General features: G+C 71.1%; 23 protein-coding genes and 1 pseudogene. 14 read left to right on the forward strand and 10 right to left on the reverse strand.

Features of this window, described 5'->3' with window-relative positions:
- Positions 1 to 17 precede the first annotated feature (17 nt).
- Positions 18 to 557, forward strand: coding sequence for a GNAT family protein (locus AB0C26_RS42600; protein WP_360260060.1), 540 nt, complete (start codon positions 18 to 20; stop codon positions 555 to 557).
- Positions 558 to 957: 400 nt separating this feature from the next.
- Here AB0C26_RS42600 and AB0C26_RS42605 read toward each other — a convergent pair whose 3' ends face one another.
- The gene (locus AB0C26_RS42605) at positions 958 to 1,947 is read right to left on the reverse strand and encodes a LacI family DNA-binding transcriptional regulator (protein WP_360260062.1); all 990 of its coding nucleotides are present in this window, start codon (positions 1,945 to 1,947) and stop codon (positions 958 to 960) included.
- A gap of 348 nt (positions 1,948 to 2,295) precedes the next feature.
- Here AB0C26_RS42605 and AB0C26_RS42610 point away from each other — a divergent pair, with 348 nt between their 5' ends.
- The 7 genes from AB0C26_RS42610 to araA all read left to right on the forward strand — a co-directional run bounded on the left by AB0C26_RS42610 (position 2,296) and on the right by araA (position 10,683).
- On the forward strand, positions 2,296 to 3,258 hold the full coding sequence (locus tag AB0C26_RS42610) for an ABC transporter substrate-binding protein (RefSeq protein ID WP_360260065.1): 963 nt from the start codon (positions 2,296 to 2,298) through the stop codon (positions 3,256 to 3,258).
- Positions 3,259 to 3,326: 68 nt separating this feature from the next.
- Positions 3,327 to 4,853, forward strand: a complete 1,527-nt coding sequence (locus AB0C26_RS42615) for a sugar ABC transporter ATP-binding protein (protein ID WP_360259931.1) — start codon at positions 3,327 to 3,329, stop codon at positions 4,851 to 4,853.
- Positions 4,850 to 5,878, forward strand: a complete 1,029-nt coding sequence (locus AB0C26_RS42620) for an ABC transporter permease (RefSeq protein WP_360259933.1) — start codon at positions 4,850 to 4,852, stop codon at positions 5,876 to 5,878. The genes AB0C26_RS42615 and AB0C26_RS42620 overlap by 4 nt, the downstream gene beginning before the upstream one ends.
- On the forward strand, positions 5,875 to 6,888 hold the full coding sequence (gene yjfF / locus AB0C26_RS42625) for a galactofuranose ABC transporter, permease protein YjfF (protein ID WP_360259935.1): 1,014 nt from the start codon (positions 5,875 to 5,877) through the stop codon (positions 6,886 to 6,888). Before AB0C26_RS42620 ends, yjfF begins: the two co-directional genes overlap by 4 nt.
- The gene (araB, locus tag AB0C26_RS42630; protein WP_360259937.1) at positions 6,888 to 8,534 is read left to right on the forward strand and encodes a ribulokinase; all 1,647 of its coding nucleotides are present in this window, start codon (positions 6,888 to 6,890) and stop codon (positions 8,532 to 8,534) included. Before yjfF ends, araB begins: the two co-directional genes overlap by 1 nt.
- On the forward strand, positions 8,531 to 9,205 hold the full coding sequence (locus AB0C26_RS42635) for an L-ribulose-5-phosphate 4-epimerase (protein WP_360259939.1): 675 nt from the start codon (positions 8,531 to 8,533) through the stop codon (positions 9,203 to 9,205). The genes araB and AB0C26_RS42635 overlap by 4 nt, the downstream gene beginning before the upstream one ends.
- A complete protein-coding gene (gene araA, locus AB0C26_RS42640; RefSeq protein WP_360259941.1) occupies positions 9,202 to 10,683 on the forward strand; it encodes an L-arabinose isomerase in 1,482 nt (493 codons plus the stop codon). Before AB0C26_RS42635 ends, araA begins: the two co-directional genes overlap by 4 nt.
- On the opposite strand, the gene AB0C26_RS42645 is transcribed toward araA, so the two are convergent.
- A complete protein-coding gene (locus tag AB0C26_RS42645) occupies positions 10,631 to 11,485 on the reverse strand; it encodes a substrate-binding domain-containing protein (protein ID WP_360259943.1) in 855 nt (284 codons plus the stop codon). The two genes, araA and AB0C26_RS42645, sit on opposite strands and share 53 nt — an antisense overlap.
- A gap of 109 nt (positions 11,486 to 11,594) precedes the next feature.
- Here AB0C26_RS42645 and AB0C26_RS42650 point away from each other — a divergent pair, with 109 nt between their 5' ends.
- Positions 11,595 to 12,281, forward strand: a complete 687-nt coding sequence (locus AB0C26_RS42650) for an alpha/beta hydrolase (protein ID WP_360259945.1) — start codon at positions 11,595 to 11,597, stop codon at positions 12,279 to 12,281.
- On the opposite strand, the gene AB0C26_RS42655 is transcribed toward AB0C26_RS42650, so the two are convergent.
- Entirely contained in the window at positions 12,264 to 14,039 is a 1,776-nt protein-coding gene (locus AB0C26_RS42655; RefSeq protein ID WP_360259947.1) for an NAD(P)/FAD-dependent oxidoreductase, read from the reverse strand. The two genes, AB0C26_RS42650 and AB0C26_RS42655, sit on opposite strands and share 18 nt — an antisense overlap.
- Positions 14,040 to 14,217: 178 nt before the next feature.
- Here AB0C26_RS42655 and AB0C26_RS42660 point away from each other — a divergent pair, with 178 nt between their 5' ends.
- Both AB0C26_RS42660 and AB0C26_RS42665 read left to right on the forward strand, forming a co-directional pair.
- On the forward strand, positions 14,218 to 15,393 hold the full coding sequence (locus AB0C26_RS42660) for a GAF domain-containing protein (RefSeq protein ID WP_360259949.1): 1,176 nt from the start codon (positions 14,218 to 14,220) through the stop codon (positions 15,391 to 15,393).
- 342 nt (positions 15,394 to 15,735) lie between these two features.
- A pseudogene (locus tag AB0C26_RS42665) lies at positions 15,736 to 16,431 on the forward strand (DDE-type integrase/transposase/recombinase); the annotation flags it as partial.
- Positions 16,432 to 16,453: 22 nt separating this feature from the next.
- On the opposite strand, the gene AB0C26_RS42670 reads toward AB0C26_RS42665, so the two are convergent.
- Positions 16,454 to 17,170, reverse strand: a complete 717-nt coding sequence (locus AB0C26_RS42670; protein WP_360259951.1) for a hypothetical protein — start codon at positions 17,168 to 17,170, stop codon at positions 16,454 to 16,456.
- On the reverse strand, positions 17,167 to 17,409 hold the full coding sequence (locus tag AB0C26_RS42675) for a hypothetical protein (protein WP_360259954.1): 243 nt from the start codon (positions 17,407 to 17,409) through the stop codon (positions 17,167 to 17,169). The genes AB0C26_RS42670 and AB0C26_RS42675 overlap by 4 nt, the downstream gene beginning before the upstream one ends.
- A 154-nt stretch (positions 17,410 to 17,563) precedes the next feature.
- Here AB0C26_RS42675 and AB0C26_RS42680 point away from each other — a divergent pair, with 154 nt between their 5' ends.
- On the forward strand, positions 17,564 to 19,366 hold the full coding sequence (locus tag AB0C26_RS42680) for a sensor domain-containing diguanylate cyclase (RefSeq protein WP_360259956.1): 1,803 nt from the start codon (positions 17,564 to 17,566) through the stop codon (positions 19,364 to 19,366).
- A 45-nt stretch (positions 19,367 to 19,411) separates the two neighbouring features.
- Here AB0C26_RS42680 and AB0C26_RS42685 read toward each other — a convergent pair whose 3' ends face one another.
- Genes AB0C26_RS42685 through AB0C26_RS42695 form a run of 3 tightly spaced genes read right to left on the reverse strand, consistent with a single transcriptional unit; the run spans position 19,412 to position 21,748 of the window.
- Positions 19,412 to 19,837 carry a PPOX class F420-dependent oxidoreductase gene (locus AB0C26_RS42685; protein ID WP_360259958.1) on the reverse strand — a complete coding sequence of 142 codons (426 nt, stop codon included), beginning with the start codon at positions 19,835 to 19,837 and terminating at the stop codon, positions 19,412 to 19,414.
- Entirely contained in the window at positions 19,830 to 20,849 is a 1,020-nt protein-coding gene (locus tag AB0C26_RS42690) for an FAD-dependent oxidoreductase (RefSeq protein ID WP_360260067.1), read from the reverse strand. Before AB0C26_RS42690 ends, AB0C26_RS42685 begins: the two co-directional genes overlap by 8 nt.
- 38 nt (positions 20,850 to 20,887) lie before the next feature.
- Positions 20,888 to 21,748: an NmrA family NAD(P)-binding protein gene (locus AB0C26_RS42695; RefSeq protein WP_360259961.1), complete on the reverse strand. Its 861-nt coding sequence runs from the start codon at positions 21,746 to 21,748 to the stop codon at positions 20,888 to 20,890.
- A 93-nt stretch (positions 21,749 to 21,841) separates the two neighbouring features.
- Here AB0C26_RS42695 and AB0C26_RS42700 point away from each other — a divergent pair, with 93 nt between their 5' ends.
- Positions 21,842 to 22,399 carry a helix-turn-helix domain-containing protein gene (locus AB0C26_RS42700; protein WP_360259964.1) on the forward strand — a complete coding sequence of 186 codons (558 nt, stop codon included), beginning with the start codon at positions 21,842 to 21,844 and terminating at the stop codon, positions 22,397 to 22,399.
- Here AB0C26_RS42700 and AB0C26_RS42705 read toward each other — a convergent pair.
- Entirely contained in the window at positions 22,368 to 22,571 is a 204-nt protein-coding gene (locus AB0C26_RS42705; RefSeq protein ID WP_360259966.1) for a hypothetical protein, read from the reverse strand. The genes AB0C26_RS42700 and AB0C26_RS42705 overlap by 32 nt on opposite strands.
- 88 nt (positions 22,572 to 22,659) lie before the next feature.
- Here AB0C26_RS42705 and AB0C26_RS42710 point away from each other — a divergent pair, with 88 nt between their 5' ends.
- A complete protein-coding gene (locus AB0C26_RS42710) occupies positions 22,660 to 22,944 on the forward strand; it encodes a hypothetical protein (protein ID WP_360259967.1) in 285 nt (94 codons plus the stop codon).
- 141 nt (positions 22,945 to 23,085) lie between these two features.
- Here the strand turns inward: AB0C26_RS42710 and AB0C26_RS42715 are convergent, their stop codons facing one another.
- A complete protein-coding gene (locus AB0C26_RS42715) occupies positions 23,086 to 24,426 on the reverse strand; it encodes a DUF2079 domain-containing protein (protein ID WP_360259969.1) in 1,341 nt (446 codons plus the stop codon).
- Between the last annotated feature and the right edge of the window lie 6 nt (positions 24,427 to 24,432).

Genomic DNA, 24,432 nt, shown 5'->3' on the forward strand with positions numbered 1-24,432 from the left:
GTCGGGTGGTGGAAGAGATGTTTCCCGATGTGGTCCTGCGGACGGCGCGGCTGACTCTGCGGGCGCCGGGCGAGGGTGACGTGGATGCGATCGTGGCCGCTGTGGCGGATTCGGGTACGCGGCGGTGGCTGCCGCTTCCGCAACCGTACGGGCGGGAGCAGGCGGTGGCCTTCGTGGTCGAGAAGGCGCCCGAGGTGCGGGCGAGTGGGCGTGGCCTGATCCGCGCGATCGAGTGCGACGGCGTTCTGGCCGGGATGATCGACCTGAAGAAGACCGACTGGCGGCATCGGACGGCCGAGGTCGGCTACTGGGCGGCGCCCGCGGCCCGCGGGCGGGGGGTGATGACCGAGGCGACCGCCGCGCTGTCCCGCTGGGTGCTGACCGAGGCGGCCTTCGAGCGGGTGGTCCTGCGCATCGCGCCCGGCAACGAGGCGTCGATCCGGGTCGCCGAAAAGGCCGGTTTCACGTACGAGGGTCTCGCCCGCAACGCCGGCATCGTCCCCGCCGGCCGGGTCGATCTGGCGATCTACTCGCTCACCCCCGCCGACCTCAGCTAGCAGCCGCCCCGGGTGGTGGCCGCCCCGGGTGATGGCCGCCCCGGGTGGTGGCCGCCCCGGGCGGTGGCCGCTCCAGGCGGTGGCCGCTTCGGGTCGCGGCCAGTCTGAGAAACGGCTGAGCTGGCCGATTTTCTGGTCCGGGCTGGCGGCCGATCAGGGAGAGCGGCCGTGTTGGGCGACGCTAGGCAAGTGGTCGGCCTGGGCGAGCGGCCGTTATGGGCGAGCTAGACAAGTGGTCGAGTTGAGCGAGCAGTCGGGCTGGGCGAGCGGTCGGGCTGGGCGAGCGGTCGGGCCGGGCGAGCGGTCGGGCCGGGCAAGCGGTCGAGCCGGGCAAGCGGGGCGAGCGGTTGAGCGGCCGAGCCGGGCGAGCGGCCGAGCTGGGGCGCCTGGCCGGGCGAGGCTAGCGGGACGGGGGAGGGCCGGTGCTCGCCCGCGGCACGAGGTGGGGGGCCACGAGCACGCGGTCGGTGGTGGAGTCGCCGGACATGTGTTCCAGGAGGAGGGTCAGGGCTCGGCGGCCCAGTTCGCGGAAGTCCTGGCGCACCGTGGTCAGTGGGGGCAGGAAGTAGCCCGCGTCCGGCATGTCGTCGAAGCCGACGATGCTCACGTCCTCGGGGACTCGGCGGCCCGCCTCGTGCAGGGCGCGCAGGACGCCCAGGGCTATCCGGTCGTTGGCGCAGAAGATGGCCGTCACCGTCGGGTCGGCGGCCAGGGTGCGGCCCCGGGCGTAGCCCGACTCGGCGTCCCACCAGCCGGGGGCGGCGGGTGGGACCACCGCGCCGGCCGCGTACAGGGTGCCTCGCCAGCCCTCCACCCGTTCCTGCGCCTCGGGCCAGTCGGCGGGGCCGGCCACGTGGTGGACCGTGCGGTGGCCCAGGTCCAGCAGGTGCTGGGTGGCCAGGCAGGCGCCGGCCGCGTTGTCGATGCCGACCGTGGGGGCCGCGTCCGACTGGCCGGCGGTGCCGACCGCCACGCAGCGCAGCGACGGTGGGGCCTGGGCCAGGGCGCTGGTGACGGTCAGTTTCGGGGCGATGGCGATGACGCCGTCGACGGCGTGCTGGGTGAGGCGGTCGACCGCCTCGACCACGTGGCGGCGTTCCAGGTCGCGGACCGAGGCGATGCTGACCAGGTAGCCGGCGTCGCGGGCGGCGCTCTCGATGGCGTACAGCATCGACGCCGGCCCGAACAGGGTGGTCTCGAAGCCGATGATGCCGAGGGTGTCGGACTGGCGGGTGACCAGTGTGCGGGCGGCCAGGTTGCGGCGGTAGTTCAGCGACTGCATGGCTTCGAGCACGCGCAGCCGGGTCTCCTGCCGCACGTTGGGGTGGTTGTTCAGGACCCGCGACACGGTTTGGTGCGAGACGCCGGCCAGTTTGGCGACGTCGCGCATGACCGTGAGCCGGGGCCGGGACCGATCGCCGTCGGACGATGGCAAGAACGAACCTCCGAAGGCAAGGAGCGGCAGGTTTGTGAGCGTGAACATCGCACAAGCTCTGCCCGGCTGTCCATAGGCGACCGCGCGTTCAGCACCCAAGGCAATCGCCCGGTAACAAACCGATGGCGAAACCTTGACGGAGCGTTTGAGAACGGTAACACTGCTGAAACGCGGTGCCCGGATGGGCCGCGACTCTCCTCTCGATGCTCCGCTCGGTGTCTCACGGTCGCGCTGACGACCATCTCTGAATGCGTGAACGTTAACAATTTGGAGGGCCCTGTGCTCAAGAAAATTTCCGTGGCGATGGTCGGTGGGCTCCTGCTCGCCTCGACCCTGGCCGGTTGTGGCGGCGACGACGGTGGCTCCGGCTCGGGCGGCGGCGGCGATGACAAGATCACGCTCGGCTTCTCGCAGGTCGGCGCGGAGAGCGGCTGGCGTACGGCCAACACCAAGTCCATCCAGGAGGCGGCCGCCGCCGAGGGCATCGACCTGAAGTTCTCCGACGCCCAGGGCAAGCAGGAGAAGCAGATCGAGGCGATCCGCTCCTTCATCACCCAGCGGGTCGACGTCATCGCCTTCTCGCCCGTCGTCGAGTCGGGCTGGGACCCGGTGCTCAAGGAGGCCAAGGACGCCGGCATCCCGGTGATCCTGACCGACCGCGCGGTCGACTCCAAGGACACGTCGCTGTACAAGACCTTCCTCGGCTCCGACTTCGTCGAGGAGGGCAAGAAGGCCGGCGAGTGGCTGACCAAGGAGTACGACGGCAAGACCGACCCGGTCAACATCGTCGAGCTGCAGGGTACGCCGGGCGCGGCGCCCGCGATCGACCGCAAGACCGGCTTCGAGGACGTCATCAAGGCCGACCCGAAGTTCAAGATCGTCGCCTCGCAGACCGGCAAGTTCGAGCGCACCAGCGGCAAGCAGACGATGGAGACGTTCCTGCAGTCCGTCAAGGACATCGACGTGCTCTACGCGCACAACGACGACATGGGCCTGGGCGCCATCGAGGCGATCGAGGCGGCCGGCAAGAAGCCCGGTCAGGACATCAAGATCATCACCGTCGACGCGGTCAAGGACGGCATGACGGCCCTCTCCGAGAACAAGATCAACTTCATCGTGGAGTGCAGCCCGCTGCTCGGCCCACAGCTGATGGAGCTGGTCAAGAAGGTCAAGAACAAGGAGGAGGTCCCCACCCGGATCCTCACCAAGGAGACGACCTTCACCCCCGAGCAGGCGAAGGCCGCCCTGCCGGACCGCAAGTACTAAAGGACCGCTGATCAGGGTCACCCCGGCCGCCACCGGGGTGACCCGCAGCCCGTGAACGGAGTGGATGAATGGGTGAGCCACCCGCGGTCCTCGAGATGACCGGAATCCAGAAGATCTTCCCCGGCGTCGTCGCGCTCGACGGCGTCGATTTCCGGCTGTTGCCCGGCGAGATCCACGCCCTCATGGGCGAGAACGGCGCCGGCAAGTCGACCCTGATCAAGGTGCTCACCGGCGTGTACGGGATCGACGGCGGCGACATCAAGCTCAGCGGCCGGGACGTGCTGTTCACCGGCCCGCTGCAGGCGCAGGAAGCCGGCATCAGCACCGTCTATCAAGAGGTCAACCTCTGCGCCAACCTCTCGGTCGCCGAGAACATCTTCATCGGCCGCCAGCCGCGCCGCTTCGGCCGCATCCAGTGGTCCGAGATGCGCAAGCGCTCGGCCGGCCTGCTCAAGCGCCTGGACCTCGACCTCGACGTGTCGGCCCCGCTGAACACGTACTCCCTGGCCGTGCAGCAGATGGTGGCGATCGCCCGCGCCGTCGACATCGACGCCAAGGTACTCATCCTCGACGAGCCGACCTCCAGCCTGGACGCCTCCGAGGTGGCCCAGCTCTTCGCGATCATGCGGCGGCTGCGCGACTCCGGGGTGGCCATCCTGTTCGTCTCCCACTTCCTCGACCAGATCTACGAGGTGGCCGACCGGATCACGGTGCTGCGCAACGGCGCCCTGATCGGCGAGTACCGCACGGCCGAGCTGCCCCAGGTCGAGCTGGTCCGCAAGATGATCGGCAAGGAACTGGCCACGCTCGAGCAGCTGGAGAGCCGCCCGCGCGAGTCGGCCGAGCAGATCGAGCGCGGCGAGCCCGTCCTGCGGGCCGAGAACCTCGGCCGGAAGGGCGCCATCGCGCCGTTCGACCTCACCATCCACGCCGGCGAGGTGGTCGGGCTGGCCGGGTTGCTGGGCTCCGGCCGTACCGAATTGGCCCGGCTCCTCTTCGGCGCCGACAAGGCCGACAGCGGCAAGCTCGAGCTCGACGGCAAACCGGTGTCGATGCGGTCGCCGCGCAACGCGATGGCGCACGGCATCGCCTTCTCGTCGGAGAACCGCCGCACCGAGGGCGTGATCGGCGAGCTCACCGTCCGCGAGAACATCATCCTGGCCCTGCAGGCCGCGCGGGGCTGGACCCGGCCCATCGCCAAGCGCCGCCAGGACGAACTGGTCGGCAAATACATCAAGGCCCTGCAGATCAGACCCGACAACCCCGAGATTCCGGTACGGAATCTGAGCGGCGGCAACCAGCAGAAGGTGCTCCTGGCCCGCTGGCTGATCACCGAGCCCAAGCTTCTGATCATCGACGAGCCGACCCGCGGCATCGACGTCGGCGCCAAGGCCGAGATCCAGCGCCTGGTCGCCGAGCTGTCCAGCGGCGGCATGGCCGTGCTGTTCGTCAGCGCCGAGCTCGAGGAGGTGCTCCGCCTCAGCCACAAGATCGAGGTGCTGCGGGACCGGCGCCTGGTCGAGGAGCTCGACAACACCGGCGACGTCGACGCCGACCGCATCATGCGGACCATCGCCAGCGGAGCTACCTCATGAAAAAAGCGATGAAGAGCCGGCTCATGTGGCCGGTCGCCATGCTCGTGGTGCTGCTGCTCTGCGCGCTCATCTTCTCCGACGGTTTCTTCGACATCCGGATCCAGGACGGGCACCTGTTCGGGACGCCGGTCAACATCCTGCGGGCCAGCGCGCCCCTGGTCCTGGTCGCGATCGGCATGACGCTGGTCATCTCGACCGGCGGCATCGACCTGTCGGTCGGGTCGGTGATGGCCGTCTCCGGCGCCATGGCCTGCCTGATCATCGGCGACCTGAGCAACCAGAACAGCGTCGGCGGGGTGGCGATCGCGGTGCTCGCGGCCATCGCGTTGTCGCTGGTGCTCGGCCTCTGGAACGGCTTCCTGGTGGCGGTGCTGGGTATCCAGCCGATCATCGCGACGCTGATCCTGATGGTGGCCGGCCGCGGCCTGGCCCAGCTGATCACGTCGGGGCAGATCATCAACGTGCAGTCGAGCCCGTACAAGGTGATCGGCGCCGGCTACGTGCTCGGCCTGCCGGTGTCGGTGCTGATCGCGGCGGTGGTCCTCGCGATCACGGTGCTGCTCACCCGGCGTACAGCCCTGGGACTGCTCCTGGAATCCGTCGGCGGCAGCCCGGTGGCCAGCCGGCTCGCGGGCATCCAGGCCCGCCGGTTCACCGTGATGGTGTACGTCGTCTCGGCCGCCTGCGCCGGCATCGCCGGGCTGATCTACAGCTCGAACGTGTCCAGCGCCGACGGCAACAACGCCGGCAACCTGATCGAGCTCGACGCCATCCTGGCCGTGGTCATCGGCGGCACCGCGCTGACCGGCGGCCGGTTCTCGCTGGCCGGCACCACGCTGGGCGCGCTGCTGATCGCCACGCTCGACACGACCGCCCAGTCCGTGGGCATCCCGCCCGAGGCGACCCTGGTCTTCAAGGCCGTCGTGGTCGTGGTGCTCTGCCTCGCCCAGTCGGCGACCTTCCGGGCCATGTTGTTCCGCCGGTCCACTCCCAGGCCGGCCGCACGGGCGGAGGTCCCGGCATGATCGACGTCAGCACCACCCCGGCCACCAACAAGAGCGGCCCGGCCAGCCGGCGCCGGACGTACCGGCCGAACGCCCAGTACATCCCGGTCCTGGCGACCCTGTCGCTGCTGATCGTCATGTACACCTTCGGCGCGGTGAGCTACGAGAACTTCACCCACCCCTCGGTGATCCTCAACCTGTTCACCAACAACGCCTTCCTGCTGGTCGTCGCGGTCGGCATGACCTTCGTGATCCTGACCGGCGGCATCGACCTGTCGGTGGGCGCGGTGATCGCCATGACCTCGACCGTGGCCGCCACGCTGCTGCAGGCGGGCTGGCCGGCCGGCGTCGTGATCCCGGTCGTGCTGCTGATCGGCGGCGTGCTCGGCCTCGGCATGGGCGCGGTCATCCACTTCTTCAAGGTGGAGCCGTTCATCGCCACGCTGGCCGGCATGTTCCTGGCCCGCGGCATCGCCCTGCTGATCAACCAGAACTCGATCCCGATCACCAACGAGTTCTGGACCAGCATCGCCGAGACGCGCATCGTCTTCGAGCCCGGCGTCTACATCTCCGGCATGGCCCTGGTGGCGCTGGCCGTCGTGGCCGTGGCGGCGGTCGTGCTGGCCTGGACGAAGTTCGGCCGCAACGTCTACGCGATCGGCGGCAACGCCGACTCGGCGCTGCTGATGGGCCTTCCGGTCGGCCGTACGCGGATCGGCGTCTACACCCTCAGCGGGTTCTGCGCCGCCCTCGGCGGCCTGATCTACAGCATCACGACCACTTCCGGGTACGCGGGACACGGCACCGGCACCGAGCTCGACGCGATCGCGGCCGTGGTCATCGGCGGCGTGCTGCTCACCGGCGGTTCCGGCTATGTGCTCGGCACGGTCCTGGGCGTCCTGGTCCTCGGCCTGATCAACACGATCGTGAACTTCGCGAGCCTCAACTCCTGGTGGGCCCGGATGGCGATCGGTGTGCTGCTGTTCGCCTTCATCGTCCTGCAGCGCCTCGTCACCAGAAAGGCGAAGTGATGTCCAGCTACACCATCGGGGTCGACTTCGGGACGCTGTCCGGCCGTGCCGTGGTGGTGCGGGTCTCCGACGGGGCCGAGGTCGGCGCGGCCGTCCACGAGTACACGCACGGCGTCATCGAGCGCACGCTGCCGGCCACGGGGCAGCAGCTGCGCCCGGACTGGGCGCTTCAAGACCCCAACGACTACCTCGACGTTCTGCGTACGGCCGTGCCCGAGGCCCTGGAGGCCGCGGGCATCGACCCGGCCGACGTCGTCGGCATCGCGACCGACTTCACCGCCTGCACGGTGCTGCCCACGCTGGCCGACGGGACGCCGCTGCGCGACGTCCTCCCCGAACGCCCACACGCGTACCCCAAGCTCTGGAAGCATCATGCGGCGCAGCCGCAGGCCGACCGGATCACCGACCTGGCCCACGAGCGGGGTGAGCCCTGGATCGCGCGCTACGGGGGCCGGATCTCCTCGGAGTGGCAGTTCGCCAAGGCCCTGCAGGTCCTCGAGGAGGATCCGGAGGTCTACGCGCGGACCGAACGCTGGATCGAGGCGGCCGACTGGATCATCTGGCAGCTGTGCGGCCGTGAGACCCGCAACGCCTGCACGGCCGGCTACAAGGGGATCTTCCAGGACGGCCAGTACCCCGACAAGGCGTACCTGGAAGCCCTGAACCCGGCCTTCGCCGACTTCGCCGAGACCCGGCTCGCCCATCCGCTGTCCGCGCTGGGCGAGCGCGCCGGCGGCCTGACCGAGCGGGCCGCGGCCTGGACCGGGCTGCCGGCCGGCATCGCGGTCGCCGTGGGCAACGTGGACGCGCACGTCACCTCGCCCGCCGCCCAGGCCATCACGCCCGGGCAGATGCTGGCCGTGATGGGCACCTCCACCTGCCACATCATGAACGGCGAGACGATCGCGCCGGTGCCCGGCATCTGCGGCGTGGTCGACGGCGGCATCCTGGCCGGCCTCTACGGCTACGAGGCCGGGCAGAGCGGCGTCGGCGACATCTTCGGCTGGTTCGTCGAGCACGGCGTGCCGCCCGAGGTGCACGAGCAGGCCCGCGCGGCCGGCCTGAGCGTGCACGACTTCCTGTCGGGGCAGGCGGCCGGGCAGCCGGCCGGCGGGCACGGGCTGATCGCGCTCGACTGGCACAACGGCAACCGCTCGGTGCTGGTCGACCACCACCTGTCCGGGGTGATCGTGGGGCAGACCCTGGCCACCCGGCCGTTCGAGATCTACAAGGCGCTGATCGAGGCCACCGCCTTCGGCACCCGCACGATCATCGAGTCGTTCGAGAAGGCCGGCGTGCCGGTCACCGAGTTCGTGGCCGCGGGCGGGCTCAAGCGCAACACCCTGGTCATGCAGATCTACGCCGACGTGCTGCGCCGGCCGATCAGCGTGGCCACCTCCGACCAGGCGCCCGCGCTCGGCTCGGCCATCCACGCGGCGGTGGCGGCCGGGGCGTACCCGGACGTGGCGACCGCGGCGGCGACGATGGGCCGCGTCGAGAAGGCGGTCTTCGAGCCCGACCCGGCGGCCGCCGACGTGTACGACCGGCTGTTCGCCGAATACTCGGTTCTCCACGACTACTTCGGCCGTGGGGAGAACAAGGTGCTGCACCGGCTGCGCGATCTGCGGAACGAGGCGCTCGGATGAGCGTCCTCGACGCCGTACGGACCGAAGTCTGTGACCTGCACGCGCACCTCACCCGCTGGGGCCTCGTCACCTGGACCGCCGGCAACGTCTCGGCCCGGGTGCCGGGGGAGGACCTGCTGGTCATCAAACCTTCAGGGGTCTCGTACGACGATCTGACCCCGGCCGCCATGGTCGTCTGCGACCTCGACGGCAAGCTGGTCGAGGGCGAGCACAGCCCGTCCAGCGACACCGAGTCGCACGCCTACGTCTACCGGCACATGCCCGAGGTCAACGGCGTCGTGCACACCCACAGCCCGTACGCCACCGCGTGGGCCGCTCGCGGCGAGCCGATCCCGTGCTCGCTGACCGCCATGGCCGACGAGTTCGGCGGCGACATCCCGATCGGGCCGTTCGCGCTGATCGGCAGCGACGACATCGGCCGCGGCATCGTCGAGACGCTGCGCGGCAGCCGCTCGCCGGCCGTGCTGATGCGCCAGCACGGCCCGTTCACCGTCGGCGCCAGCGCCCAGGCGGCGGTCAAGGCCGCCGTCATGTGCGAGGACGTCGCCCGCACCATGCTCCTGGCCCGGCAGCTCGGAGCGATCGATCGACTGCCCGGCGACGCCGTGGACAGCCTGTACGACCGCTACCAGAACGTCTACGGCCAGCGCTCTTCGGAAGGACGCTCATGAGTGACCAAGAAATCTGGTTCCTGACCGGCAGCCAGGGGCTCTACGGTCCCGAAACGCTCGACCAGGTTGCCTCGCAGTCGCGGGAGATCGCCGGCACGCTCGGCTCCTCCCTCGACGTCCGCCTGGTCTGGAAGCCGGTGCTCACCAGCGCCGAGGACATCCTCACGGTCATCCGGGAGGCCAACGCCGCGCCGCGGGTGATCGGCGTGATCGCCTGGATGCACACGTTCTCGCCGGCCAAGATGTGGATCGCCGGGCTGGACGCGCTGCGCACCCCGCTGCTGCATCTGCACACCCAGGCGAACGTGGCGCTGCCCTGGTCCGAGATCGACATGGACTTCATGAACCTCAACCAGGCCGCGCACGGCGACCGCGAGTTCGGCTACATCGAGGCCCGCCTCGGCGTGGCCCGCAAGACGGTGGCCGGGCACGTCAGCAACCCGCGCGTCGTCGACCGCATCGCGGCCTGGGTGCGGGCCGCCCGCGGGCACGCGGCCATCCGGTCGCTCAAGCTGGCCCGCTTCGGCGACAACATGCGGGACGTCGCGGTCACCGAGGGCGACAAGGTCGAGGCGCAGTTGCGCTTCGGGGTGTCGGTCAACACGTACGGCGTCAATGATCTGGTCAAGGTCGTCGACGACGCCCTGGACACCGAGGTCGACAAGCTGGTCGGCGAGTACGACGAGTTGTACGAGGTGGCGCCCGAGCTGCGCGACGGCGGCGAACGGCACGAGTCGCTGCGGTACGCGGCCCGGATCGAGCTCGGCCTGCGGCAGTTCCTCGACGCCGGCGGCTTCGGCGCGTTCACCACCAACTTCGAGGACCTCGGCGGCCTGCGCCAGCTGCCCGGCCTCGCGGTGCAGCGGCTGATGGCCGACGGTTACGGCTTCGGCGGCGAGGGCGACTGGAAGACCTCGGTGCTGCTGCACACGATCAAGGCGATGGCGCCGGGCGGCACGTCCTTCATGGAGGATTACACGTACGACCTGACGCCCGGCCAGGAGCGCATCCTCGGCGCCCACATGCTCGAGGTGTGCCCGTCGATCGCGGCCGCCCGGCCCCGCCTCGAGATCCACCCGCTCGGCATCGGCGGCCGCGAGGACCCCGTGCGCATGGTGTTCGACGCCGCCCCCGGCCCGGCCGTGGTCGTCGGCATGTCCGACATGGGGGAGCGGTTCCGGCTGACCTCGAACGTCATCGAGGTGGTGCCGCCGACCGAGGCCCTGCCGAAGCTGCCGGTGGCCCGCGCGGTGTGGAAGCCGGCCCCCGACCTGTCCACGTCGGCCGAGGCCTGGCTGACCGCGGGCGGACCGCACCACACGGTGCTCACCTCGGCCGTCGGCGTGGAGGAGCTGAGCGACCTGGCCGAGATGCTCTCCTGCGAGCTGCTGGTGATCGACTCGGACACGACGATCCGGGAGTTCGTCAAAGAGGTCCGCTGGAACCAGGCGTACTACCGGCTCGCCCGCGGCTTCTGACCTCGACCCGGTGCCGCACGGTGCCCCGCGGCACCAGGGTCGGCCGCAGCTGTACGGACTCGGGACGGCGTGCGCCCAGCAACAGGCGCACGCTTTCCCGGCCGACCTCGGCGAACTCCTGCCGCACGGTGGTCAGCCCCGGATGGGTGTACCCGGCCTCGGGCACGTCGTCGAACCCGACCACGCTGACGTCGTCCGGCACGGACCGGCCGTGCTCGGCCAAGGCCCGGATCAGCCCGATGGCGATGTCGTCGCTGGCCGCGAAGACCGCGGTGACCCGCGGGTCGGTGGCCAGCGCCCGCCCGCACCGGTAGCCCGACTCGGCCGTCCACGCGGCCCGCACGACCGGCGGCGCCTCGACACCGGCGGCGGCCAGCGCGGCCCGCCAGCCCGCCTCCCGGGCCCGGCTGCCGTGCCACTGCTCGGGCCCGGCCACGTGCCAGACCGTACGGTGCCCGTGCGCCAGCAGATGCCGGGTGGCCAGCAGCCCGCCCGCGTACTGATCGACGGCGACGTTCGCCGTGCGCCACTGGGGCAGGCCGTCCACCGTCACCACCGGCAGGCCGCTCGGCACGGCCGCCAGCAGCTGGGCCGCCGCGGCCACCGGAGCGACGACGATCAGCCCGGCCACCTCCTGGTCGACCAGGCGCCGCACGACCTCGCGCGCCTCGGCGCCGTAGTCGGCGACGTGACCGACCGATACGGCCAGGCCGGCGTCGAAGGCGGCGTCGCCGATCGCCTGCACCATGCTGGCCGGCCCGTACAACATGGAGTTCTGCGCGACCACGCCGATGACCGTCATCCGGACTCCTTCGCCACGGGCCTGTTAACGCCAACATGTCTGCCCCGCGGCGGCGAGTCAATCTCTTGTTACGTGCTTGTTACGTGGTGGATTTCTGGTAAACAGTGTGATGACGTTCGGCACCCTCCAGATCAACGGCGTCCGGCTCGGCTACCGCTCGGCGGGCGACCCGTCCGGCGTGCCGGCGCTGCTGGTCCACGGCACCGGCAGCAGCGCGAGCACCTGGGACCGCTTCACGGCCCGGCTGGTGCCGCTCGGCTACCGGGTCGTGGCGGTCGACCTGCGCGGGCACGCGACGAGCGACCGCACCCGGTCCTATGAGCTCGGTGCTCTCCGCGACGATCTGCTGGGCGTCATGCGGGCGCTGTCGCTGACCGGCGCGCTCGCGGTCGGGCACTCCGTGGGGGCGTACGCCTGCCTGGCCCTGGCCCAGCACTCGCCGGACCGCGTCTCCCGCCTGGTCCTCGAAGACCTCGCGGCCCCGCCCCGCCGGGGCGGCCTGCCGCCGATGGGCCGCTTCCTGGCCGGCCGCCCCGTGCCGGCGATCCTGCTGCAGGTGGCCCGCGCCGACCCGCGGTGGTGGAGCCGCCTCGCCCTCGTGACCCAGCCGGCCCTGGTCGTCTCGGGCGGGCCCACCAGCTGCATCCCCCCGCGCCGGCTGGCCGCCGTGACCGCCGCCCTGCCGAACGCCCGGCTGGCGACGATCCCGGTCGGCCACCGCGTCCACAGCCTGGCCCCCGACGCCTTCTTCGCCGCGGTGGCCGGCTTCCTGCCCGCGTCAGCTCCGGTGGTGTGACTCGGCGAGGCGGTACACGGGCGTCGGCAGGCCCTCGTAACGGGCCTTGAGCTGCAACGCCAGATAGAGCGAGTAGTGCCGCGACTGGTGCAGGTTGCCCCCGTGGAACCACAGGTTCTCCTGCCGGGTGGGCTTCCACATGTTCCGTTGCTCGCCCTCCCACGGTCCGGGGTCCTTCGGGGTGTCCGAGCCCAGCCCCCACACCTTGCCGACCCGGTCGGCGGTCTCGGCGTCGACGAGGTCGGCCACCCATCCGTTCATCGACCCGTAGCCGGTGGCGTAGACGACCAGATCCGCCGGCAGTTCCGTGCCGTCGTCCAGCACCACCGCGTCCTCGGTGAGCCGGACGGCCTGCCCCCGCGCCAGCTTGACCTGCCCGTCGGCCACCAGATCGGCCGCGCCCACGTCGATGTAGTAGCCGGAACCCCGTCGCAGGTACTTCATGAACAGGCCGGAACCGTCGGCGCCCCAGTCGTGCCGGAAGCCCGCCTTCTCCAGCCGCGCGTAGAAGTCGGCGTCCCGCTCGGCCATCCGCTCGTACAGCGGAATCTGAAACTCATGCATGATCCGGTACGGAATCGACGCGAAGATCATGTCAGCCTTGTCGGTGGTGACCCCGGCCGCGACGGCCCGCTCCGAATAGAGGTCACCGAGCCCGATGTCCATGAGCGAGGCCGACTTCACGATGTGCGTCGACGACCGCTGCACCATGGTCACGCCGGCGTCGTGCTCCCAGAGCGCCCCGCAGATGTCGAACGCCGAATTGTTCGACCCGATCACGACGACCCGTTTGCCCCGGTAGGCCTCCGGCCCCGGATGCTCGCTCGAGTGCTGCTGCTCCCCGCGGAAGACGTCCTGCCCGGGAATGACGGGCCGGTTGGGCTTGCCGGACATGCCGGTGGCGAAGACGACGTGGGCCGGCGTGAGCTCCGTCGTTCCGCCCTCCCGGTCCACGATCACGCTCCACCGGCCGGTGCCGGCGTCGTACTTCGCCGAGCGGACCGCGGAGGACGACCAGTACGGCACCTCCATCACCCGCGTGTACATCTCCAGCCAGTCGCCGATCTTGTCCTTGGGCGAGAAGACCGGCCAGTTCGGCGGAAACGGCAGATACGGCAGATGGTCGTACCAGACGGGATCGTGCAGACAGAGGCTCTTGTACCGCCCACGCCACTGATCACCGGGCCGCGCGTGCTTGTCGACGACCACGGCCGGGACGCCGAGCTGCTTCAGGCGCGCCCCGAGAGCGATCCCACCCTGCCCACCACCGATCACCACGACGTACGGGTCCTGCTCCGCCGCCTCTGTTCCGTACTCACGCCCTTTGCGCAGCGTGTGCACGGCGCCCAGGGGCCGCCGCTCACCCTGACGTTCCTCGAAGCCCTTGAGCTCCCGCAGCGTGGTCAGCAGAGTCCAGGCGCCCTCGGGCTTGAGCCGCAGATGACCGGTGCCGCGCCCGGTGGCGGTCTCGAACCGGATCCAGGCCTCGATCACGCCGTCGGCCTCGGTGGGTTCCTCGGTCAGCGCGAACCCGCGCGGATCAGCCCCCGCCAGCGTCTCGCCGAGCATGTCGGCCGCCCCGTCCCGCCCCTCGACGGTGGTGATGTTCCAGGTGAAGGCCACCAGGTCACGCCAAAAGCTCTCCGGGGCGAAGAGATCCGCCGCGCCTCGCACATCGCGTTCCCGAAGCGCCCTTTCGAACGCCTCCAGCCAGTCGTCAACGCGCTGCTTGGCCGAGATACCGAGGGTCTGCGTCATACGGACACGAAACCGCCACGCTCACCCCGCGCAACAGAGTTGCAACACATTGCATCACTCGCCCCAGCCGGCCATTCCCTTCGTTGTTCAGCCCGGACCATCGACAACCTGGCTGATTCTGGACCTCGTCCGGGCGGGCGTGGGAGCCTCGGGAGGGGCCTACCGGCGAGGAGGCGGCGTGGGCGACTACAGCGCTGTGCGGCCGGGCACCGATCTGTCGCGGTACGCCCGTGAGCTGGTGCGGGTGCATGACGCGGTGCTGGCCGGGGGACGGCCGCCGCATCGGCCGCGGGCGCTTGTCGAGCGGTCCTGGTCGCGTGTGCTCGGGTTCGGGCTCGACCCCAGCCGGGCCAACGCCCGCGATCCGGTGCCGGCCGGGGAGGTTGAGCGGCGGCGCCGCGGATCGGGGCTGGCGCCCGTCGCCGGTGATCTGCTGCGGATGGCCGGGGACGCCGCTTTTCTGCTTGTCGTCACCGGGGCCGACGGCACCATTCTGTGGCGGGCCGGGCCCGCCCCGCTGCGCCGGCGGGCCGATCGGCTCGGGTTCGGGGAAGGGGCGCTCTGGACCGAGGCCGCCGTCGGCACCAACGCCATCGGGACCGCGCTCGTCGAGGCGGCGCCGGTTCAGCTGTTCTCGGCCGAGCATTTCGAGCAGGCCCAGCATGCCTGGTACTGCTCGGCCCATCCCGTGCACGATCCGCGAACCGGAGAGCTGCTCGGGATCGTCGACGTCAGCGGGCCCGCCCTCACCCTGCACCCGGCGATCCGGGTGCTCGTCGAGACCGGGGTGCGGCTGGCCGAGGCGCGGCTGTGGCGGCATCACGCCGACCGGCTCGAACGGCTGCGGCGCTCGGCCGCGCACGTGACCGGCACCGCCCGCGGCCCCCTGCTCATCGTCGACGATCACGGCTGGGTGGCCCACGCCAGTGGGGTGTCCGCGCGGGACCGGATCGGCGCTCCGTCGGCGGGCGCACCCGTCGCCGTACCGGGAATGGGCCTCTGCCTGGCCGAACGCCTGCCCGAAGGCTGGCTGGTCCGGCCCGCCGGCCCGCGGGCCGCGATCACCGCGACGCTCGACCTGACCGGTTCGCCACCGCTTCTTGAGGTACGCGGTGAGACCGAACCCTGGCGCACACCACTGACGCGCCGCCACGCCGACATCCTGGCCCTGCTGCACGACGGCGGCCCGGCCGGCCTGACCGCGGGCAGGATGAGCCATTTGCTGTACGGCGACACCGCCCACGTGGTCACCGTCCGCGCCGAGATCAGCCGCCTCCGCCGCGCGGTCGGCGCCCTCGTCGCGACCAACCCGTACCGCCTGGCCGCGGGTGTGACCCTCGAGCTCCGCCGCTAGCGCCTGTTCGTACCTGGGTGGAAGCGAGGCGAGGTCCCGTGGAAGTCCGGCTACCGGTGTTGTAACCGGGCTTTCGCAGGAGGCCGCCAGGCGGAAGCCGGGCCACGCCGCAGCCCCGCCTCAGGTACGAAACAGGCGCTGGCTGTGCTGTCCAGGGAGGTTGGTCGAGGTTGTGTGACGACTCGGTCTGAGTCGTGGACGGGTGAAGGCCTCCGGTTGTGAAGTGGAGCTGTCTAGGAACCAGTTCCACAACCAGGAGGCCTTCGTGCTCCACGGTAATGCTGCTTCGCGAAACGCTGGGCGCAGCGCTATCGGGAGCTGGGCAGCGGTGGGATGCCGGCCTCAACGGTGCACGCGGTCTTGACCCGATGCGGGCTCAGCAGGTTCTCTCACATCGACCGGGTCACCGGCGAACCCGTACGCCGCTACGAACACGACCGGCCCGGGGCGATGCTGCACGTCGACGTCAAGAAATACGGCAGCATCCCGGATGGCGGCGGCTGGCGCTACGTGGGCCGCGCCCAGGGCGACCGCAACCGGCACCGCACCGCGGTGCGCACCGGAACCCGCAGTGCCCGCTACGACCCGCTCATGGGTACCGCGTTCGTGCACACGGTCATCGATGACCACCTCGGGTCGCCTATGCCGAGATCCACCTGGACGAGAAGGCCGCCACCGCCGTTACCGTGCTGCGCAACGCGGTCGCCTGGTTCGCCGCTCGTGGTGTCACCGTCGAACGGGTGCTGGCGGACAACGGCTCAGCCTACAAGTCTTTCGCGTGGCGTGATGCCTGCGCCGAGCTCGGCATCACGGCGACGAAGACCCGCCCTTACCGGCCTCAGACCACTGGGAAGGTCGAGCGTTTCCACCGCACCATGAGCGACGGCTGGGCCTTCAAACGCTTCTATAACACCGAACAGGCCCGCAGGAAGGCCCTACCGGCCTTCCCGCATCACTACATCACCACCGACCCCACTCACAATCGGCGGCCTGCCACCCATCACCAGGTTGACCAACGTCCCTGGGCAGCACAGCTAGCCCCACGAGTGAGGGCCGGGCGTCAGCCGGCCCGTCGGCCGTCGCCGTCGGTCACGATCGTCGCCGACGGGGTGTCGCGGCGCCAGTCGACGTGGAGCGACGTGTCGGCGGGTGGGGCCCGGAAGGGGTCGAGCTGGGCGCTGAGGTCGTCGTACGGGCGCGCCGCGACCCGCGACACGGCGGCCCACATGTCGCGCTCGTCGGCGAGGCTCGAGGGCAGGTCCAGCCCCATCGACGAGGCGAGCGGCTTGCGGCCCAGGTTGACCAGGGCTCGTACCGAAGCGGCCCAGTCGTCAGTCACGACGACGGCCACCCGGTACCAGAGCGCGGCGGCCGCGATCAGGATGACCGCCGCCACGCCCAGCGTGATCCTCTCGCGGCCGGCCCAGCCCAGCGCGGCGATCGCCGCGGCGGCCACCATCAGGTTGCCGTAGAGCAGGCAGATCAGGAAGTCGAGGGTGGTGCGCGCCTGGTCGGCGAACTTCCGTGCCTCCGCGGGGGCCGAGGAGTTCAGTTCGTACCACAGTAATTGCGAGTCGAGCCGGTAGCGGTCGTAGCCGTATTCCTCGAGCCGCCGGATGGCGTTGCCGAGCCGCGTCGGCAGCACCTGCCCGTCGTCGACCGGATATCGCCGCGCCCGCTCCTTCAGCAGGCCGAGATGCGCGAGATTCGCTTCCCAGCCCGCTTCGACGTAGGGCTTGAGGCGCGGGTCGGCCCGGACCTGCGCGAGCCTTTTCATGAGTTCCGGGCGGAGCGTTCGTTTCTCGGCCAGCTGCGCGAGCATGCCGGCCGGGGGTGCCAGCCGACGTAACCCTCGGCGAGCCGGTACAGCGGGACCTGCACGGCGGCCAGGAGCAGCCCCAGCAGGATCGTGTCGAATCCGGTGTTCTCGCCCTGAAGGGCGGTCAGCAGGGCCGACAGGAAGGCGATCAGTCCGCTCGTGACCGCCGAGAAGGTGGCCTTGGTACTGGTGCTCACGGGGCTCACCTCGCATCACCGCGTCTTCTTCCCACAAGGCGCTCGACCCAGCGGCAAGTCAAGGGAAGTCCCGGAAGCGGACTGACGCGTTCGCGACCCGAGGCGGGGCTGGGTTTCACTTACGTTGCGGCTTGGTTGGCCGATGGGTACGGCCATGGACGTCACTGGTACGGCTCGGCGGTTCCGGGTGGATCCGGGGCTGCTCGGGCTGGCGGTGGCCGGGGTGGCCGTCGTCCTGTGGTTTCTGGCCGGGCCCGGTGGGGCCACCGTCTCGTGGGCCGTGCAGAGCGGGCTCGATGTGGCGCTCGCGGTGTCCGCGTGGCGGCTGGCGCGGGCGTCGGCCGGGCGGCGGCATGCGCGGCGGTTCTGGCGGGCGGTGACCGCCACCGGGGTGGCCTGTGCGGTGGGGGACGGGTATCAGACCGCGTTGGCGGTCATGCACCTGTCCGGGCATCGGCCGAGTCCGGTGCAGACCGGGTTCGTCGTGGTCGGGATGCTGATCGCGATGGTGGCCATGGTCTGCCATCCGCTCGGTGGGGCGGGGCGGCAACGTCTGCGGTTGTGGCTCGACGCGGTGACCGTACTGGCCGCTGTCGCCGTTTTCGTCTGGTATTTCGTTCTCGCCGACGTGGTCGCCGAGGGCAACCGGGCCGAGGTGGCGGGCGCGGCGGTCGCTTCGGCGATCATGCTGTTGCTCAGCGTCGGGCTGTTGAAGCTGCTGCTCAGTGGGACCGCGCCGTTCGCCAAGGGTCCCGGGCTGCTGGCCGCCGCCGGTGTGGCCGGCACGGCGATCGCCGCATCCACGGTGACCCTGCTGACCGGCACCGACGACCCGAGCGTGATCTACGTGTCGCAGCTGTTGCCGTGCCTGCTGATGCCGGTGGCGCTGCGCTGGCAGGAGCTGCGGAACCGGCGCCGCACCGAGACCGGACCGGTGGGACCGCGGCACGGCAGCCGGCTGCCCTACCTGGCCGTGGTCGCGGTTCAGCTGCTGCTGGTGGCGGCGCTGACCACGCGGAGCGCCGATCCGCAGGTGTGGGGCGTGTCGGTCGGGGCGGTCCTGATCACGGTGCTGGTGCTGAGCCGGCAGATGGCGGCGTTCACCGACAACGAGCGGATGCGCGAGTGGTTCCAGTCGGTCGTGCAGCATTCGTCCGACCTCACGCTGGTGGTGGGCGCCGACGGGCAGGTCCGCTTCGCGACCCCGGCCGCCCGGAAGATCCTCGGCACCGGCCCGGGCGAGCTGGTCGGGACGCTGCTGGCCGACCGGGTGCTGCCGGAGGACCGGCCCCGGCTGGCCGAGCTGGTGGCCCGGCTCGCGGCCGAACGCGGCGCCGACGCCGACGCCGAGTTGCGCCTGCGGCACACGGACGGGTCGTACCGCTGGCTCCAGGTCGTCGGGGTCGACCTGACCGCCAACCCCAGTGTGGCGGCGATCGTCTTCAACGCCCGTGACGTCACCGAGGCGCGGCGGCTGCACGACGAGCTGCGGCACCGGGCCACGCACGACGCGCTGACCGGGCTGGCCAACCGGAGCCTGCTCGAGCAGCGCTTCGACGAGATCCCCGCGGACGAGACCGTGACCGTGCTGCTGGTCGACCTGGACGGTTTCAAGCCGATCAACGATGAGTACGGGCATCACGCCGGCGATCAGGTGCTTGTCGCCGTCGCTGACCGGCTGAGCGTGATCGCTGAGCAGGGGCTGGCGGTCCGGCTCGGCGGCGACGAGTTCGCGCTCCTCGTTCATGGCGATATTTCGGACGAGGGAAGGGTGGCGGCCGCCGTTGCCGAGCCCATCTGGATCACCGCTACCCAGCAGGTCACGGTCGGCGCCAGCGTCGGCCTCGCCACCGGCTCGCCCAGCGAGGGCGGCCGCCTGCTGCGCGAGGCCGACGCCGCGATGTACCGCGCGAAAGCGCTCAGCCCAGCCGCCGGCCGCAGGCGTGAGCGACCCTGAGAAGCGTCAGCCCAGCCGCCGGCCGTGAGCGACCCTGAGAAGGCGTCAGCCCAGCTGCTGGCCGTAGACGTGGGCGACCTTGAGGACCATCAGCACGCGGCGGTCGGACACCATCACCGATCGGTACTCCGCCCAGTCCGGGTGCTCGCCCGCGGCCTTGCGGTAGTAGTCCACCAGCGCCTCCACCTCCGGCCCGTCCGGGTCGTCGCCCGGCCCGATCAGCTCCACCGGGCCCTCGGCGGTCGCCCAGGCCCGGCCGTCGCCCCGGGTGACCTCCAGCGCCGCCCGCGGGTCCCGGCGCAGGTTGGCCGTCTTGGCCCGGCTGTCGGTGATCGACACGTAGATCCGCTCGGCGTCGCGGTCGTAGTACGGGGTGACGGGGGAGAGCTGCGGCAGGCCGTTCGCCTTGATCGTGGCCAGCACGCCGAGGCGGCTCTCTTCGAGGAGCGTACGAGGGTCGAAGTCAGACATGGGCCAGCACCTTTCGGAGAAGGGTGTTCACCGCTTCGCGGCCGGCGCGGTTGGCGCCGACAGTGGACTGGGAGGGGCCGAACCCGATCAGGTGGATCCGCGGATCCGCCGCGACCTGGGTGCCGATCAGCTGGATGCCGCCGCGCTCGTTGCGCAGGTGCAGCGGTTCGAGGTGCCTGAGGTCGGCCTTGAAGCCGGTCGCCCACAGGATCGCGCCGACCTCGGTGAAGGAGCCGTCGGCGTCGCGGACGCCGTGCGGTTCGATCGCGGTGAACATCGGGCGGCGTTCCAGCGCGCCGCGTTCCTTGGCCGCCAGGGCGTACGGGGTCCAGGCCAGATCCGTGTAGGAGACGACGCTCCCGGTGGGGTTGCCCGCTTCGACGTCCGCGACCACCTTGGCGATGATGCCGCTGCCGTCGAACTCGCCGACACTCTTGAACACCGGTTCCCGGCGCGTGTACCAGAACGTCGTGGCGACGCGGGAGATCTCTTCGAGTTGCTGTACGGCCGAGATCCCACCGCCGACCACGGCCACCCGCAGACCGGCGAACGCGTCGGCCGAGACGTACTCCTGGGAATGCAGTTGGATCCCGGCGAAGGTCTCCTGCCCCGGATAGTGCGGCCGCACCGGATTGGTCCACGTGCCGGTCGCGTTGATGATCGCCCGCGCGCTCCACCGCCCGTGATCCGATTCGACGATCAAAGTCTCTTCGGGCCCGGGCCGTACGGCGGTCACGCGCACCGGCCGCAGAATAGGCAGATCGCCGGCCTTCTCGAAGGCGGCGAAATACCGGGGCACGGCCACCCGGCTCGGCGCGGCGGGGTCGAGCGGCGGCTTGGGGAACCCGGGAAGGTCGAAGATGCCGTTGACGGTCGCGATCCGCAGCGACTCCCACCGGTTCAGCCACGCCCCGCCGGGCGCCGGCGCCGCGTCCAGGACCACGAAGTCCACGCCCCGCCGCTTCAGGTGGTAGGCGGCCGACAGCCCGGCCTGACCACCACCGATGACCATCACCGTCACTTGGCGCACGACCGGCCCAACCCGCGAGATCACCCGCGTATTCCCCCCTTTTCTGACGCCCACCGCGCGAAAGGCGTGAGGGGTACGCCGAGCGCCCGTGCGAACTCGGGGCGGGCGGGCTGCGGCACCTCGTTCATGAGCCGGTTCGAGAGGACGGCGTAGGCCGGCATCCCCGCGGCCAGCGCCTCCTGCTCACTCATGTCGGGTGCCGTCATCCCCATCACCCCGGCGATCGCGGTGAGCGGGAGATGGTCGCCGGCCAGTTCCAATTCCACGGCGTTCCAGGTGTACGGGTCGGTGACGGCGGCCGCCACGGCCGCGCCGATGTCGTCCACCGCGACGAGCGAGAGCCACGTGCCCGGCTTCAGGGTCGTGACGATCCCGCCCTCGAGGCCGCGCGGCAGCAGGTAGGCCGCCGACGGCAGGAAGTTCTCCATGAAGAAGCCGGGCCGGATCAGCGTCCAGAACTCGAAGCCGGCCTCCTTCACCCGGTCCTCGACGCCGGCCTTGGCCGCGTAGTACGGCCGCATCGGCGCCCAGCGCTCCTCCGCGGGCAGCCGCCGCGAGCCGGACACGGACGAGTGCACGAAGTGCCGCACGCCGGCCGCCCGTGCGGCCTCGATCAGGTTGACGGCCTGCCGCAGCTCGCCGTCGAAGTCGAACGTCCCGTTCTTCAGCGGCGGCATCTGCATGGAGAAGACGGCGCTGGCACCACGGACCGCCTCGGCCAGCGAGTCGCGGTCCTCGAGATCACCGACGGCGACCTCGGTGCCGGGCACGCCCTTGGCCGGATCGCGGACCAGACCTCGCACGGCGACGCCGGCTGCCAGCAGAGCGCGAGTGACCGCGCCTCCCTGCTGCCCGTTGGCGCCCACCACCAGGACAGACATGTGCACTCCTCGTCATCGAAACGGCGGGGCTCGCCGTTTCGTCTGGAGTAACATACGGCGGGGTCCGCCACTTATCAACCTGGAGATGACGCGATGCGCGCCGACGCCCGCCGCAACTACGCGCTGCTGCTGGCCGTCGCCACCGAGGCGATCGCCACCGAGGGCGCCGACGCTTCCCTGGAGCAGATCGCCCGTACCGCCGGGGTCGGCTCCGGCACCGTCCGCCGCCATTTCCCCACCCGGCACGCGTTGCTGGAGGCCGTCTTCCGCGGCCAAGTCGACACCCTGGCCACTCGGGCGGCCGGCCTCGCCGCCCATCCCGACCCCCGCGCCGCCCTCCTGGAATGGCTGGCCGCCGTCACGTCGTTCGCCTCCACCGTCCGTGGCCTGGCCGAGGCCCTGAACCGCGACCACGCCGCCGATCCGTCCGAGCCCCACGACCATTGCGCCACCGCCCGCCTGACCGAGGCCGGCGCCCCGCTGGTGTCACGCGCGGCGTCCGCCCTGACCCCCGGCGTCACCATCACCGACCTGCTCAACCTGGTCACCGGGATAGCCCTGGCCACCGAACACCACCCCGACCCGGCCGCCGAGGCCACCCGCCTGCTGCACCTGACCGTCACCGGCGTGAGCCCCGCTCCCGCCGAGTGACGAGCAGGCTTTCGGCGGTCTCGACGACGGTGTCCTCGATGGGGCGGGGCTTCCAGCCGAGGAGGCGTTCGGCCTTGGCCGAGGTGGCGGCCAGGTCGCGGCCCAGAATCAGGCGCAGGGCCCGCATCCGGGGGTCGGCCTTGGCCAGGCCGCGGGCCACCGTCAGGGGCATCTCGCGGGTGGGTACCTTGGCCGCGCGGTCGCCGAGGCGGCCGCGCAGAATGGCGGCGATGTCGCGCTGCCACAGGCTGGGAACGGCGGTGGCGATGAAGCTCTCGCCCGGCGGCGGCCGGGGCGGTCATGGCCAGCAGGTGCAGGGCGGCGACGTCGCGGACGTCGACATAGCCGGTGGCGAACTTCAGCAGGGCCGGGGCCGAGCCGTCGAGCATGCTCGCGATGGCGTCGAGCGAGGGGGAGTGGTCAGGGCCGAGGACCGGGCCGAGTACGGCGGCCGGGTTGACCGTGGCCAGTTCGAGGCCGCGGCCCTCGCCGGCCACGAAATCCCAGGCCGCGCGTTCGGCCAGGGTCTTCGACCTTTGGTATAGGGCGAGGCCGGCGTCGAGGTTCGTCCAGTCCCGTTCCGGTTCGGGCCGCGGCCGTGGACGACGAGCCGGTGCGAGCCAGCGGGCGCCGAGGCCGCTTGTGCACGCTGGCGGCCGCCGGCTACCAGAGGCGGGCGTGTCAGGTCACTGGCGGTGGAAGATGATGACGTCGTTGGTTCGGAGTGCTTCTCGGTAGCCGTAGGCCGGCAGGCGGTCGAGGGCGGCGGTCATCGTCACGAGGGCGGCCATGCTGGTGTCCGGCGGGGTGGTGACGGCCACCCACTCGGGGCGGACGTCGGGCTGCGGGTAGGCGGGGAACAGGTAGACGGTGCGGCGGGCGGTGAGTTGCGGCGCGAGTCTGTTGTCGGCGGCGACGTGGGCGCCGTCCGGTATTCGGGTGAGTGCGAGTTTCGCCTGCTGAGCTCGGGGGCTGACTCTCCAGTGATCCGGGAGGCCGCGTATCGGTGCGGGGATCAGTATCGTCGCGGCCAGGGCGGCGACGCAGGCCGTCCGGGCCGGGCGGCCGGTGCCGATGGTGGGCAGCGCGTCGAGGAAGGCCACGAAGACGATGGGCATCAGGACGGCGCTGTACTGGAAGCCGGTGCCCCAGTAGGACGGGTTCGTCGACCAGAAGCGCCAGGCCAGCGTCGGTACGGCGGCGAGCAGCAGCGGCGATCGCAGCGAGAGGAACAGCGTCGGCGCCGCAAGCTCGAGCAGCGTGCGCAGTTTGACGGCGGGCAGGAACAGGCGCTGCAGCGGGTTCTGGCCGTCGGGGGCGGTGCTCCCGGCGTACGCGTAGACGTGGCCGGGGTTGAGCGCGGGCAGCAGCACGCCGACGATCAGGAGTCCCGCGCCGACCGCGACCAGGATCATCGCCGCGCCCAGACGGCGCCGGCCGCGCAGGGCCACGAGCAGGCCGATGACGGCCACCGTGGCCGGCAGGTCCTCCTTCACCGTGATGAGCGGCAGCGTCCACGCGGCGGCGGCGGCGAAACGGCGTTCGAGCAGCGCGGTCAGGCCGAACGCGAGCAGGGGAACGGCGAAGGCGACCTCGTGGAAGTCGAAGTCGATCGCGGACTGCAGACCCCAGGACAGGCCGTACGCCAGTCCGGCGCTCACCCCGGCGAGGCGGCCGGCGAGGCGGGTGGCGAGCCGGGTGATCGGTATCGAGGACGCCGCGATCAGGGCGGCCTGGGCGATGAGCAGGGTGATCGGGCTGGGGGCGAGCCGGTAGAACGGGGCGAGGACGGCGAGGATCGGGTGGAAGTGGTCGCCGAGGAGGTTGAAGCCGGGCGCCTTGATCGTCGAGACGGGTGCGCCGAGGCCGGCGTAGCCGCGTACCGCCTGCTCGAAGATGCCGAGGTCGTAGCCGCTGGTCCGCAGCTGCCGATGCCGCTGGACCGACCAGCACGCGTAGGAGAGGAACAGGGCGGTGGCGAGGAGGTACGGCGTCCGGGTGGTTGCTCGTGGAGCGGTCGCGGGCATGCCGGG

It is taken from the genome of Actinoplanes sp. NPDC048796, from assembly GCF_040650035.1.
Taxonomy (GTDB): Bacteria; Actinomycetota; Actinomycetes; order Mycobacteriales; family Micromonosporaceae; genus Actinoplanes.